General features: G+C 67.7%; 9 protein-coding genes and 1 pseudogene. 7 read left to right on the top strand and 3 right to left on the bottom strand.

The features are described 5' to 3' along the window. Positions 1-648 precede the first annotated feature (648 nt). From QHF89_RS40145 to QHF89_RS40175, 7 genes and pseudogenes are all read left to right on the top strand, one after another. Entirely contained in the window at positions 649-2,601 is a 1,953-nt protein-coding gene (locus QHF89_RS40145; RefSeq protein WP_284721546.1) for a DUF2169 family type VI secretion system accessory protein, read from the top strand. A 183-nt stretch (positions 2,602-2,784) separates the two neighbouring features. After that, positions 2,785-4,263 (top strand): annotated as a pseudogene (locus QHF89_RS50275) (type VI secretion system Vgr family protein); the annotation flags it as partial. Positions 4,264-5,215: 952 nt separating this feature from the next. Continuing rightward, positions 5,216-7,903, top strand: coding sequence for a DUF2169 domain-containing protein (locus QHF89_RS40155; protein ID WP_136972456.1), 2,688 nt, complete (start codon positions 5,216-5,218; stop codon positions 7,901-7,903). Then, positions 7,900-8,943, top strand: coding sequence for a pentapeptide repeat-containing protein (locus QHF89_RS40160; RefSeq protein ID WP_136972455.1), 1,044 nt, complete (start codon positions 7,900-7,902; stop codon positions 8,941-8,943). The genes QHF89_RS40155 and QHF89_RS40160 overlap by 4 nt, the downstream gene beginning before the upstream one ends. Positions 8,944-8,973: 30 nt before the next feature. Continuing rightward, positions 8,974-9,624: a DUF3540 domain-containing protein gene (locus QHF89_RS40165; RefSeq protein ID WP_136972454.1), complete on the top strand. Its 651-nt coding sequence runs from the start codon at positions 8,974-8,976 to the stop codon at positions 9,622-9,624. A gap of 10 nt (positions 9,625-9,634) precedes the next feature. Beyond that, positions 9,635-10,024 carry a DUF4150 domain-containing protein gene (locus QHF89_RS40170; RefSeq protein WP_136972453.1) on the top strand — a complete coding sequence of 130 codons (390 nt, stop codon included), beginning with the start codon at positions 9,635-9,637 and terminating at the stop codon, positions 10,022-10,024. An 11-nt stretch (positions 10,025-10,035) separates the two neighbouring features. Next, entirely contained in the window at positions 10,036-10,482 is a 447-nt protein-coding gene (locus tag QHF89_RS40175) for a hypothetical protein (RefSeq protein WP_136972452.1), read from the top strand. Between the two features lie 5 nt (positions 10,483-10,487). On the opposite strand, the gene QHF89_RS40180 is transcribed toward QHF89_RS40175, so the two are convergent. The 3 genes from QHF89_RS40180 to QHF89_RS40190 are packed head-to-tail and all read right to left on the bottom strand — an operon-like array spanning position 10,488 to position 13,757. Then, positions 10,488-11,441, bottom strand: coding sequence for a formylglycine-generating enzyme family protein (locus QHF89_RS40180; protein ID WP_136972451.1), 954 nt, complete (start codon positions 11,439-11,441; stop codon positions 10,488-10,490). Beyond that, positions 11,441-12,385 (bottom strand): hypothetical protein, encoded by a 945-nt coding sequence (locus QHF89_RS40185; RefSeq protein WP_136972450.1) that lies wholly within the window; start codon positions 12,383-12,385, stop codon positions 11,441-11,443. Before QHF89_RS40185 ends, QHF89_RS40180 begins: the two co-directional genes overlap by 1 nt. A 34-nt stretch (positions 12,386-12,419) precedes the next feature. Then, positions 12,420-13,757, bottom strand: a complete 1,338-nt coding sequence (locus QHF89_RS40190) for a serine/threonine protein kinase (protein ID WP_136972449.1) — start codon at positions 13,755-13,757, stop codon at positions 12,420-12,422. Positions 13,758-14,191 lie beyond the last annotated feature (434 nt).

Consider the following 14,191-nt stretch of genomic DNA (forward strand, 5'->3'; position numbering starts at 1 on the left):
CCTGGCAGAGACGAACCGCCTCTGCCTTGAACTCCGCGCTGAACGACCTCCGCTTCCGCCTCGCCATGGAACTCTCCTAGCGCATCTCCGCGCCTTTGGGTTTGTCCACGGATCCGGGGGAGGATCACTGTTGCTGGGGCCGGAGGAGAAGCGGGGGGCTGGCACGAGGAGGCCACGGCGAGGACCTGGGACCGGCGGTCGAAAGGGAAGGGCGCGCCCCGGGATCGGGTGATGTTTTCTTCTCGGTCCCGTTTCCGGAGCAAAGCCGTCGACGGAGGCCTGCCCTCGCCGCCGTCCGGCCCTTGTAGGTCGCCCATCGCTCGTTACAATCGATCTCGTTTTTCGATTGTTGCTTACTCCACCCCTGACTTTGTATCCGAAGCTCTGACCGGGCAGAGCGACGCCAGTCCGGCGGATGCTTTCCTGAATACGTCGATAGATATCGGTTTTCGGCTGGCGCTCTCCTCGTCGTGAAGGGCTGTCCGGCATATCGCCGCGGCTCGCGTCCTGGGATCGTTCCTGGCGATGCGGCGCACGCCGCATCGCCACTCATCGTACACCTCCGATCGTACGCCGGCAGGATCGTGCATGCCGTCGTCCGAAAAGATCCGTTGTAGGGTGGAGGCCGCCGTGATAGGTCTTCGGGCCGTGCGTGAGAGCGCGCCTGTCGCCGATGTGATCGCTCTGCCGGCGTCGGCCGCCGCTGCCATTGCGTGGCGCGCCGCAGGGCACCTCCACCTCACCGTCATCGCCAAGGCCACGTTTGCCTTCGTGACCGACGCTGATATGCAGCGCGCCGAGCCGCAGCCGATCCTGCGGGCCGAGGTCCATCACGGCAACAACCCGAGCCGCAGCGTCCGTTTCACCACGGACGTGGCGCCGTATCTGGGCCGCGCCGATGTACTCTTCACGGGCCACGCTTATGCGCCCCCGGAGCGCGCCTTGCAGCCTTTGCCATTGCGCCTCGCGGTCTTCGATGGCACGAGGCCCCTGCTCGACAAGCGGCTCGTGGCCTATGAAAAGGCGGGCTTTCAGCGCATGCCCGTCGTCTACGAGCGTGCGTGGAGCGGCGCGCTGGGGGAGGAAAATCCGCTCGGAATCGCGCAAGGCGCCGGCGAGGCGAGCATCATCGATCCGAGCGCACCGCTTCGCCCTGCTGGCTTCGGCCCGATCGCGCGTGCCTGGCCTGCGCGCAAGCGGCTTCTGGGAGCCACGCCACGCAAGGCGCTGGAGGGCGCGATCGCGGAGATCCCCGATGGTTTCGACTGGTCGTATTTCCAGGCGGCGCCCCCGGATCAGCGCACGATGTTCCTGCGCGGCGATGAGTGGATCGTGCTCGAAGGCCTCTCGCCCGCGCGGCCGCACATCGCGACGCGCTTGCCGGGGGCGCGCGGCGTCGTGAGGATTTTTGGTCTCTCCCAGTTCGGCGTGCCCGAGGGACATCCGCTCGATCTCATGGCCGACACGCTCCGCATCGACGGTGACGAGCAGCGATGCACGCTCGTGTGCCGGCGCAGCTTCCCCGTCGCGGGCGAGGCGGCGCTCGCGGCCGCGCGCATCGTCGCAGGCATCGAGGTCGCGGGGGAGGCGCTCGTGTGGCCCGATCCGCGATGGATGGAGCAGGCCGCGGCCCCCGCATCACGCGTGACATCGCCCAGCGTAGGTGGCGACGACGCCGTGACGGTGGTCATCGGCAAGGGCGCGGAGACCGTGGTGCTCGCGGGCGACGAAGGAGCGTCGGCGACGCGCCCGATCCTGCCATTTTCGCGTGATTCGAGTCGCGACGCGCCCGCGGCGCAGACCAGCGCCGCGGCCTCGACATTCGTGCTGCCGCCCGAGGACGGCGTCGTCACGGCCTCACCGCTCCCCTTCGCGGATCCGGACACGCAGGGCGCGCCGCGCAGAGGGCCCGCTGCGCCGATCGCGGGCGCTCCCTGGTCCGGTCAGAGCGCGCCGCGCATCGTGGCGCCCGCCTTCGACGCCGGTACGATGATGCTCGCCCCGGAGCCCGAAGAGGTCGCGCCGATAGTCCCGCCCGAGCCGGAGCCATTCGCCGCTCCCGCACCCCGAGCCACGCCGGCGCCTCCGGCCGTGATGGCACCCATCGTTTCGCCCGGAGCAGAGCCCCCTGCCGCACCGGCGCCTCCCGCGGCCACTGCACGAGCGACCCCACCTTCACCGCACGACCGGATCGACCTCGAGCGCTGTGCCGCGATCGCGGCGGAGCTCGCCGAGCGTGCTGCGTCGCGCACCGAGATCCTCGCCGGGCACGGGCTCACGGAAGAGAGCTGGCGCGCCGCGGAGCAACGCTGGAACGACGCTGTGGATCAGGAAGTCAAGCGCGGGGCAAAGGCGCTGCGCGATCGCTTCGACGCGGCGTACGTCGCTGCGTGGGAGGCCATCCGTGGCCCGCTCGACGTAAAAACCTACGCAACACTCGTCGTCGCCGACGAGCACGGCAGCCTTTCTACGGCGCTCGATGCGCTCCGGATTCGGCGCACCGTGTGGACACGCGTGAAACGGCGGTGGGAAAAGCGGATGGTCGATCCGGAACTCGCCGCGCAGATCAAAGAAGAGATCGCCCGGGTCCGGTCCGCGTGAAACGGCGTCTCGAAGGTCTCGCTCCGGCTGTTCGGCGCGTACCGCTCGGAAGAGCCGACTTCTTCGAGCAGGACGAGGGGGGCGAGACGCTGGTCATCCCGTCTTTTTTCTCGGGAGCGGGATCGCTATACTCCGCGCCCGAAGCGCCGGGGCCCTCGGCGCCGCGATGAGAAAGGTACATCCATGCGCGACCTCATCACTTTTTCGTCGAGCGGACTTCCCCGCCCTTCGCGAGTCGTCGGCTTCCGTGGCAGCGAAGCCATGTCGCGTCCCTATCGATTCGAAGTCTACCTGCAATTTCACAGCGACGACGGCGACATCGATTTCGCCGAAGCCGTGGGTGACCCGGCCAGCCTGGTGATCGATCGCGAGAGCGACGAGATCCCGCCCTACGTGCTCGCCGGCGTGCTCGGCGACGTCGATCTGGTGCACGAGTATGGGGGCCGGGCCTTGGTGCGCGTCGTGCTCGTACCTCGCCTCGCGCGCCTCGCTCTCTCGCGGCACAGCCGGATTTTCACCAAGAAGAGCGCGCCCGACGCCATCCGGGCGGTCCTCGACGACAACGGCCTCGCCGGCAGCTACGAATTCCGCCTCACCCAGAGCTACGAGGTGGAGGAGCACATCGGCCAATACCGCGAGAGCGATTTCGATTTCGTCTCCCGCTGGCTGGAGCGCGAGGGTGTTGCTTATTTCTTCGAACACAACGAGGGGGGCGAGAAGATCATCTTCTGTGATGACAAGTCCTACCCCGCCGAGGGCATCGGCAAGCCCGTCCGCTATTTCCCCCAGACCGGGGAAGATCGCAGCGCCGGCGCCTCGTTCCGCTCCTTCTCCCTGAATCACGGATCCATGCCCGCCGAGGTCAAGCTCCGCGACTACGATTATGCGCGACCGAAGCTCGATCTATCGGGGTCTGCGGCGGTCTCGGCCAAGGGGGCCGGGAAGGTCAGCCTCTACGGCGAGCGCTTCTTCTCGCCCGACACCGGGGTCCGCCTGGCCAAGATTCGATCCGAAGAGTTCCTCACCCGGAAATCGATCGCCCGGGCCACGGGCACGCGGATGCACCTCCGCGCCGGCCATACCTTCGATCTCGAGGAGCACCCCCGCCCCCGCTTCAACACCAAGTATCTGGCCATCGAGGTCCACCACCAGGGCAACCAGGCCGCCGGGGATCTGCACCTCAAGGAGCTCATCGGCCTCGAGCACGACGACACCTATTTCGTCGAAGTGGCGGCCATCCCGGCCAGCACCCAGTTCCGGCCCGAATCCCGGACGCCCTGGCCGCGGATCTACGGTTTCGAGAACGGCGTCGTCGACGGCGGCGGGGAGAGCGAATACGCCCAGATCGACGAGTACGGGCGCTACCTCGTGAAGTTCAACTTCGACGAGAACGACTCCCCGAGCGGCTCCGGATCCACCTACGTGCGGATGATGCAGCCCCACGGCGGGAGCATCGAGGGATTTCATTTTCCCCTCCGCAAGGGCACCGAGGTGGTTCTGAGCTTCCTCGGCGGAGATCCCGATCGCCCGGTGATCTCTGGCGTGGTCCCCAACGTGCTCAACCCCAGCCCGGTGAGCAGCGGCAACCACACCAAGAACATCATCCAGACCGGCGGCCGAAACCGCCTGGAGCTCGAGGATCTGGCGGGCTTGCAGCGGGTCACCCTCTCCACGCCCTATTCCAACAGCTACATCCGCATGGGCGCACCCAACGACGGGCACGAGTTCATCGCCAAGACCGACGACAACGGCCTCGTCTCCATCGGCAAGAACTACGACAACGACGTGGGTGAAAACTGGACGGTCACTGTCAAGGGCGACATCAGCATCACGGCCGAGGGGAACCTCGACATAAAGGCCGAAGGCGACGAGACCAACGAGTGGCAGAACCAGACGGAGAAGGTCCTCGGCAACAAAGCCACGCTCACCGTGGGCGCCACCGAGGATCTCAAGCTCGCCACCGTGCTGGAGGTCGTCGGCGGATGGAAGCAGGAACTCCTCATCGGGCTCAAGACCGAGCAGCTCATGGGCGGCAAGGTCGCATTCACCTGGGGGAAGGTGATGGAGTACTACATCGGGCCCAAGTCCGAATCCATCAAGGGCAACAAGACCGAGAGCCTCACAGGCAACAAGACCGAGACCCACATCGGCAACACCAAATCGACGATGACCGGCAAGCAGACGTCGATGCACACCGGCAATGCCAACTCGCGGCACACCGGCAACCTCGACGAGTTCCAGCTCGGCAATGCCAAGTCGGTCCTCCACGGCAATTCGGAGGAGACGCACCGGGGGAACGCCACCGCCTCGCACTACGGCAACGCCAAGGATACCCATATCGGCAACCTCACCGAGACCCACCGAGGCAGCCGCACCTCGACCAGCACTGGAATCGTGCGCGAGACCCATAACGGTTCGGTGGTCTCGAAGCTCAACGGGCAGGTCCTGGAGATCTTCAATGGCCCCTTTGCCGAGGTGAAGATCAAGGCCCTGGAGCGCCACGAGGCGAACGTGCGCCTTACCAAGATGAGGACCGATATCCAGAACGAGGCCAATACCCTGCTCCGGACCGGGCGCTTCGTCGTCCTTTGATGTCCTTCGAGGTTCTCGAGCCATGCGTGTCGTCAAACCCAGCCGCCTCTCGGTCCTGCAGCGCGTGTTCACCCTTCGCGGGAAGCACTATTTGAGCGTCGGCCTGCTCGCGTATTTCCCTCTCGAGGCCCCGGAGCTGCCCCTGCCGGAAGTGGCCCTGTGGCAGAAGGCGATGGCGGAGATGGGCAAGGGCGCGAGCACCCCGCCCATCCTCGACGAGGGCATGCCCAAGCCCCGCGGCGAGGTTCTTCTTTATGGAAGCGCCTTTGCGCCCGGGGGGAAGCCGAGCCCGGCCATGGCCGCGCGCCTCGTGCTGGGCCCCGCCGAAAAGCCCCTGGTGGACAAGACCATTTACGTGGTCGGGGCCCGGCAGTGGCGCAATGGCGTACCCACCGACCCCGAGCCGATCGTGGAGATGGCCCTGGCCTGGGAGAATGCCTTTGGCGGAGCGGCGTATCCGCAGAATCCTCGAGGGATGGGCCTCTCTCCGGTGGAGGAGAATGGCCGCACGGTGCACCGGCTTCCTCACCTCGAGGACCCCCGGCACTTGATGACCTCGCCCCGGGATCGGCCTCCGCCGGCCTGCTTCGGGGCCCTCGATCCGGCGCTCGAAGCCCGCATTGCCAAACTAGGCACCTACGGTACGGCCTGGCTGGAGAAAGAGTTCCCCGGCTTTGCCAGCGACATCGATGTCGAGGCCTTTCAGGTGGCGCCCGCGGATCAACGCCTCGGCGAGTACTTCCAGGGAGGCGAGGCCATCGCGCTCGAAAACCTCCACGGAAGGAAGACCCGCCTCGAGAGCCGGGTCCCATGGCTTCGCGCTCGCTGCTTCGTCTCCAGCGCCGAGACGGCCGAGACGGTGATCGCCGAAGGGGCCCTGCGCGAGGTCGCGACGCGCCTCGAGACCCTGATCCTCCTGCCCAACCTGGAGCGCGGAATCGCCGTCTTTCGCGGGGTCATCGAGGTCGGCGAGAACGACGCCGGCGACGTGGCGCTGCTCCTCGGCGCCCTGGAGAAGGCGGATACGCCGAAGCCCATCGAGCATTACCGCGAGGCCCTGGCCGCGCGCCTCGACGAGGAGAAGGGCGCGGTCAACGCGCTGCGCGATCGCGAGCTCTTGCCCCCGCCGGATCCGAGCGCGCCGCTCTTCGAGGAAGAGCTCGGCACCGACATGGACGCTCTCCTCGACGACGAGGAGCTCCTCGAGAAGCGCGCCGAACTTCGGGCGGAGCGCGATCTCGAACGAGCCCGCGACGAGCTCCGCGCCGCCGGGATCGATCCCGAGGTGGCGCTTCCCAAACAGCCCGTCGCGGCCGCTCGACCGCCCTCCTCGCTCGATGATCTGCCGGACTACATCGACCGCGCCGACGCCGAGGCCCGAGCGATGGAGAGCGAGGGCGAAGCCCGCGCCAAGGAGGCCGAGGCCAAGGCGCGCCGCGATTGCGCCGCGCAGGGCATCGACTTCGACGCCCTGGTCAAGCGATCGGAGCAAGAGGGGGGAGGCCCGCCCAAGTTCCGCGCCGAGGCCGAGCTCGCCCAGATGCACGAGGTCGCCGGGGCGGCGCGCAAAGGCGGGGCGCCGATGCCGGATCTCGAAGCCAAGATCGCCGATCCCGCGTTCGCCGACGAGCTCCGGCAGATGGAGGCCTCGTCGCTCGAAGCCTACCGCGCCCACGCCCACCAGTGTCCGCCCGCCGCGCAGCTCTCGGAGGCCGAGAAGGCCGCGCTGCGGGCCGAGGTCGAGGCGGCGCTCGCCGCGGGCGAGTCGCTTGCCCGGCGTGATCTTACGGGCGCCGATCTCAAAGGCCTGCGCTTCGCCGAGGCGGATCTCCGCGAAGCCCTGCTGGAAGGCGCAGATCTCTCGGACTGCGACTTCACCGGGGCGGATCTCTCGGGCGCGGTCCTGACCCGCGCCAACGTGAAGGGCGCGCGCTTCGAGGACACCAAGCTGGTGGGGGCCAACCTCGGCTTCACCGAGGCCTCGGGCGTGCGCTTCGCCGGCGCCAATCTCCGCGATGCGGTCCTCTACAAGGCGCGCCTCGATGGCGCGCAGCTCGCCGGGGCCGATCTCACCGGCGCCGAGTTCTTCGAGACGCGGGTGTTCGGCGCCGACTTCACCGACGCCGACGCCCGCGAGGTGCAGTTCTTCGAGCTCGATCTCACCGAGGCCCGCTTCACCGGGGCCCAGCTCGGCGGGGCGACCTTCCTGCAATGCAAGGGAGCCCTTGCGAACTTCGACGGCGCCCACCTCGAAGGGACGAGCTTCCTCGACTTCGCCGGAGAGAAAGCCTCCTTCCGCGAAGCGCGGGCCCGCGGCCTGTGCATCATCGCCAGCTCGACGCTGCCGGGCGCGGATTTCTCGGCAGCCGATCTCGAAGAGGCCAACCTCAGCGGCGTGAACCTGGAAGGCGCCAACTTCGAGGGAGCCCGGGCCGAGGGCGCCGACTTCAGCGAGGCCGTGCTCCGCGGCGCGCGCCTCACGCAGATCGCGGCCCGGGAGGCGCGCTTCGCCGAGGCCGATCTCAGCGGCGCCGATCTCCGCGAAGCCAACCTCATGGAGGCCATCCTCGACAAGGCCAAGGTACCGGGCGCGATCTTCGAGAAGGCCAACCTCTTCGGCGCCAGCCTCCTTCACACCATCGGCGATGACCGCACGACCTTCGCCGGAGCCCTGGTGAATCAGGTGGTGTTCACGAGGAAAGAAGGATGACCCGCGACGAGCTCATCGCGGCCATCGGCGAGGGCGAGCTCATCGCCGGAGCCGATCTCGCCGGCCTCGATCTCGCCGGCCTCGATCTCTCGGGTGTGGTCTTCGAGGGCGTGAGCTTCCGGGGCGCGAAGCTCGCGGGCGCGAAGATCAGCGAGTCGATCTTCAACGCCTGCGATCTCGGCAGCGCCGATCTCACCGAGGTCAAGGCCCGCCACACCTCGTTCTACAAGTGCGCCATGCAGGGCACGGCGCTCCCGGGCAGCGATCTCGTGGACGCCAAGTTCGTCGACTGCGATCTCTCCCGGGCCTCCTTCGAGGGCGCGGATCTGAGCATCGCCAGCATGGTCAAGGGGCGCGCCGCCGAGACCAGCTTCCGCAAGGCCAAGCTCGATCGCTTCGCGCTCGTCGAGACCACGCTCGAGAAGATCGTCCTCGACGAGGCCGAGCTCGAGCGCTGCTGCCTGATGGCGGCCGACCTCTCCAGCGCCAGCCTGCGCGGGGCCAGGATGCATCTCTCGGTGCTCAGCGGAGCCAAGCTCCGGGGGCAGGATCTCTCCGGGATGCACCTGTCCTTCACCATGCTCGACGAGGCCGATCTCAGCGGCTGCGATCTGCGCGGAGCCGAGCTCGTGCAGACCAACTTCAAGGGAGCGAAGCTCATCGGTGCCAAGCTCGACGGCGCCAACGCCGAGCGGGCGATGTTCGCCGAGGCCCGGCTCAGCGGGGCCTCGGCCAAGGGACTCCACGCCCGGCAGGCGGTCTTTCAACAGGCCAACCTCGAGGCCGCGAGTTTCGCCGACGCCTGCCTCTACCAGGCCAATTTCCAGCGCGCCGCGTGCAAGCTCGCGAGCCTCCGCGGCGCCGATCTCAGCTACGCCGATTTCTCCCACGCCGGCGTGGAAGAAGCGGATCTGTCGCAGGCCAAGCTCTTCCGCACCCGCTTTCACCAGACGCGCGACAAAGGAGCGGTGTTCACGAGCCGGGCCGGGCTCCTCGGCGATGACGAGGAGCTGCTGGAAGCAGAGCGTTGGTCTCCGTGAGAGGCCTCTTGCGAGATAAGGAGACGAGCGATGCGAGACAACTTGGCGAGACAGCGGACCGAGACCCTGGCCACCCAGGAGGTGGGCACGGTGACCGCGATCCTGGGCAAGCGCCTCATGGTGCGCGTGGGCTCGGGCGAGTACGAGGCCCGGAGGGCGGTGAGCTGCCTGGTCGAGCCTGCGCTCGGGGATCTTGTGCTCCTCGCCCTCCACGACGAGGGCTGCCACGTGCTCGCGGTGCTGGAGCGCGAGGGCGGAGGGGCGACGCGGCTCGTGGCCGAGGGGGATCTGGAAATGAGCGCGCCCGCGGGCAAGGTGACGATCCACGCCCAGAGCGGCGTGTGCATGGCCACGCCCGGCGAGACCACGCTGGCCTCGGGCAAGGTGCGGGTCCACGCCCGGGAAGGGGCCCTGGCCGTGGAGGCCATGAGCTACCTCGGCGATCGGCTGGTGGCGAAGATCGATCACGTCAAGACCGTGGCCCGATCGGTGGAGTCAGTGGCCGATCGCTGGGTGTCGCGCGTGGCACGGGCCTATCGCTTCATCGCCGAATCGGAGCAGGTCCGGGCCCGGTATTACGAGGTCTCGGCCAAGGCTGCGGTGAACATCAAGTCGCAAACCACCCTGGTGACGAGCGGAGAGTTGACCAAGATCGACGGCGGTCAGGTCCACATCGGTTGAGGAGGAGCCCATGTTTGCCAACACCCAACGCGGGGGCATGGCCTTCGCGATTCCCGACGTATGCCTCACGCCCCCGGGGCCCGTGCCGATCCCCTATCCCAACTTCGCCGCCAACCCCATGGCGGTCTCTGCGGTCTACAAGGTCCTGTTCGTGTGCGCGCCGGTGCACAACATGCGCACCACAGTGCCCATGACCAACGGGGACAACCCGGGCATCAGTGGGGGCGTGCTCTCGCGCTCGGTGATGAGCACCTCGCGGCACGTGATGGGAGCCCGCAAGGTGCTCATCAAGGGCGCGCCGGTGACGCGATTGACGAGCCCCACCATGCAGAACCGCACCAACGCCCGGGGCATGACCATCGCTCCGAGCCAGACCAAGGTGCTGATTCTCGCGCCCTGACGACGCAGCACATGAAAGAGCAGAACCGCCTCCGCCTCGAGCGTCTCACCGCGCGTTATGCGCGGCGCATCGCCGAGGGGCGGACGCCGGACGAGGCCGATTTCCTCCGGAGCTTCGCGGCCCTCCGCGACGATTTGCTCCGGCCGCAGATGGAGGAGATCGCGGCCGAGCTCCGGCGGGCCGGGCACGAGGCCCGGATCCTTCTCGATCAAGGGCATGACACCCCGAGCATCGAGCTCGCCCTCGGCCTCCGCGGGGCCACAGGGAGTCGCAACGTGGTCGGCTTCTGCGTGATCCGCTGGAAAGGATATCCGCTCCAGATTCTCGCCTATCTGGAGGTCAACCCGCCGCCCTTCGATCTCGAACGCTTCGGCGACGCCCGAGCCATCGGTGCATTGCGGGTGGAGCAGATCCTCATCGACGCCGTCGAGCACATCATCATGTGCAACGCGCCCTGAGGTGCTCAGCGCGGCCGGCGAGCGCAGCGAAACCCCACCCAGCTCTTCGCTTCCGCAGGGTCGTAGGCGATCCTTTGATACGAGCTCAGGCTCGCCGCGTCGTTGTTCCAGTCGCCGCCGCGCGCCTCACGGCCCCCCATACCATTCGTCAGGTTGGCGCAATCGTCGCAATGTTCCGGGTACACGTCGTGGTAGTCCAGGGTCCACTCGCGCATGCTGCCGGCCAGGTCGGATTGTCCCCATTTCCCATCGCCCGCGGGAGATCTGGAGCCGACGTCCGAGATGTCAGCGAGCGTCGCGGTCGGACAGCCCTGATCCACCTCCGAGTAATTCGGGCAATACACCGCATGGTCATCGTCCGGCGCGGCGCTCCCCCACGGGTAATTCGTCTCTTCGCTACCGCGGGCCGCCGCGTAGTTCCACTCGGCCTCGGTTGGCAATCGACCGCCGTCCCAGGCGCAAAAGGCGAACGCGACATACCAGTTGACGCAATTGATGGGCTTGTTTTCGCCGTCGCCGGGCTCGTCCGTCCAGGTCTGATAATAGGAGCTGCATTTCAAAGAAGCGGTGAGTTCGGCCTGGTCCTGCGGCAACGGCCATGAATCGTCCCACCCGCTTCCCTCGATGTTCGGATGAGCCCCCGCGCCCGCGGCCGGAAGAAACCCAGAATAGGCGCTCCAGAACCTTCGAAACCGCCCGACCGTCACCTCGAAGCGATCCAGCCGAAAGTCGCTCACCGTGGCCGGATACGACTTGTTCTGTTCCAGATCGAGGCGCTCGTACGCTCCCCCCGTGACGAGCGCGTTCGCGCAGCATATCTCGTCGCCCTTGGGCCCGCACGTGGCCGCCAGATCCGCGCAGCTCGCGAGCGAGGAGCTCGGCACGACGTCGGCAATGCAACCGGCCGGGCCCATGGCCAGGGCGAGGGCGCACAGGAGAGACCCATTCGAAGCAGCCATCAGAATCTCCCGAACATCCACGCTCCCGCTGCGCCGGGAGCGATCCAGGGCGTCACCGCGACGACCTGCGGCTCGGCCGGTCTCGAGCGAGGGGCTGTCGCGATCCCATAAACGGCGGCGCCAAGCGCCAGGGCGCCTGCGCCGCCCAGCCCCAAGGCAAGGCCGAAATCGCGATTCTTGCGCCTGTTGTCCGCCTGGTAGTCGTAACCCGCGGCGCAGTACGTGCCATTGTAGCTCACGTCGCAGTTTTCATGCAGGGCGTCGATCGCGGCCAGGTCGTCGTAGACGAAATAGGCGCTGACGCCCGCGAGCGCGAGCCCAGCGCCGCCGGCGATCCACGCCCAGATGGGGACACCGTTCCTGGGTGGCGGCGTCGTGTCGACCTCGAGCGTGATCTCGACCGTGCTCGTCTTGCCTTCTTCGAGTGTCACTTCGACCGTCCGGGGCTTGCGGCCCGGGGCCCGCGCGCGGACCTCGTGTTTGCCCGGATCGACGGGGAGCGCCTCCCCCCACGCGGCGCTCGGCAAATCCTTGCCGTCCCGCGAAACTTCAATTCCGGCGGGAGGCGCGGTGACGACGACCCTCAGCCTGGGCAGGCGCGGCTCCAGGTCCTTGATCCCCTGGTTTGTGATGTCGTCGAGCTCCCGCTTGCGCGCGTTTCCCGCCGTCTCGCGATTCAATGTCCGTGCGCGGTGGTAGTCCTCCCACGCGGTGGCGAGCCTGCCCTCATGCTCGTGGCACTTGGCGATGTTGAGCATCGTCCCGGCGGATGGGTTCAGCTCGAGCGCGGCCTCGAACTTGGGGCAGCCCGCAGCATAGTCCCCCTTCTTGACGAGGTCGCGGCCCGCTCTGAACAGCGCCTCCGCAGCCGCTGGATCCGATTTCACGGGCTCGGCGCGCGCCGGGGCCGCACCCGTGACGATCGCCCATGTCACCCATGCCACGGCTGGCCGGAAGCGTGCCCCGCAGCGCACGACTTCACTGATGGTCGAGCGGATCATGGCCTGTCTTGGTCCCTTTTTTGGGCTGGACCGTGCCCTTGATGGGCCTTTCGGGCGGCGCCGTTGTGCCCACCGCCGTGCCGCTCGCGGACGCCGTGCCGCTCGCGGACGCCGCGGCGCTCGCGGACGCCGCGGCGCTCGCGGCTCCGGCGGGACTGGGCTCGGAAAATGCCGGACTTTTTCCTTCACCTTCCGGACTGGAAACAGGCGCGCTCGGGGCCGAGGAGCGCGACCACGCGAACACGCCCAGCCCGACGGCGAGGCTGGCAGCGAGAGCGATGCCGACCGCCACCGCGATCGTGCGCGGCTTGCTCGCCGGCGACTGCGCGACGCTGAGCCCCGAGGGCGACAACGTTCCGCCCGCCCCCGAAGCTGCTCCCGGCGCGCTGACGGCTGCTGGCCCCGGCTCCGGCGGCGGGCCGAGCGCGTGATTCTGTGACGAGGTGCTCATCGGGATCGGCCCGCTGCCCCTCGCCACCGCCGCGAACGCGTCGGCGAGCTCGCCCGCGCTCTGGAATCGCTTGCTTACGTCGCGTGCCAGCGCGCGCTCGAAGAACTGGTCCACGTCGGGGCCGAGAGCGCCGTCGATGCTCGATGGGGCAGGGATCGGGTCCGTGCAGATCTCGACGAGGAGATCGCCGATCTCTTCGCCGGAGAATGGCAGCCGGCCCGTCACGCAGCGGTAGACGATCACCCCGAGCGACCACAGATCGCTGCGGGGATCGACCTCTTTCCCGCGCCGCACCTGCTCCGGGCTCATGTATTGCGGCGATCCGATCAGCGTGCCCGTCCTGGTGGCGTTTCCAGCGAGCACCGGACCGTTCGCCTTCGCGATCCCGAAGTCGAGGACCTTGACGAGCTCTTCGTCGTCGTGGCCTGACAAAAAGAGGTTCGCGGGCTTCAAATCACGGTGCACGAGCCCCAGCTCGTGCGCGCGGCGAAGGGCCTTGCAGACCTGTTGCACGATGTCCATCGTAGCCGCGAGCGAGAGACGCCCGACGCGGACGAGCCGGCGCTCGAGGTCCTCGCCGTCGAGCAGCTCCATCACGATGTACGGGCAGTCGCCCTCCACGCCGTAGTCGTAAACCTGCACGACGTTCGGGCTCTTGATGACCGCGGACGCCTGCGCCTCACGCTCGAAGCGCGCGCGCGCGTCGGCGGAGGCGGCGAGCGCGGGCGCCATGAGCTTGATGGCCACGCTGGTGCGGAGCTGGAGATGCTCCGCGAAGAAGACAGATCCCATGCCGCCCTTCGCGAGCGGGCGACCGAGCCGGTATCGGCCGGCGATGATGCTGCCTTCTGTGAGAGCGCTCATGCACCTTCTGTTACGGATCGCCGCCTGGCGGATACCCTAACAATAGCCGAAACCGTCTGCTCGTCCTAGCAGCCGTTGATTTCCTGCTGCGCGCCCTGCTGCCGGTCCGACGCTGGATGCGTGGAGCGGTATCGAGGACCAGGAAGCACAAAAGATTTCGCGAATGTCAAGTGCTTTTGTGCGCCATGGCCCAGGAGGATCAGGTCGCCTGCCGCGCGTGCCCCCCAGCGCCCACAGCAGGCAGTCGGTCCACACGATGCGGAACCTGGCGTGGTCGTGCCATGCGGGGGCTGTTCGTGTGAGGAAACCACTCGGAGGGCCCTGGGGCAGCTCACCCAGAGGGCCGTGCGGCAGTTCGGCCGTCCTTCGTAGGCCCAATCCTGGTGTCTGCATTATGGACGTGTACGCGGTTTGCTCGACGATTCGACGTGTTC

The organism is Polyangium sorediatum (assembly GCF_029946465.1).
In the GTDB taxonomy this organism is placed as follows: domain Bacteria; phylum Myxococcota_A; class Polyangia; order Polyangiales; family Polyangiaceae; genus Polyangium; species Polyangium fumosum.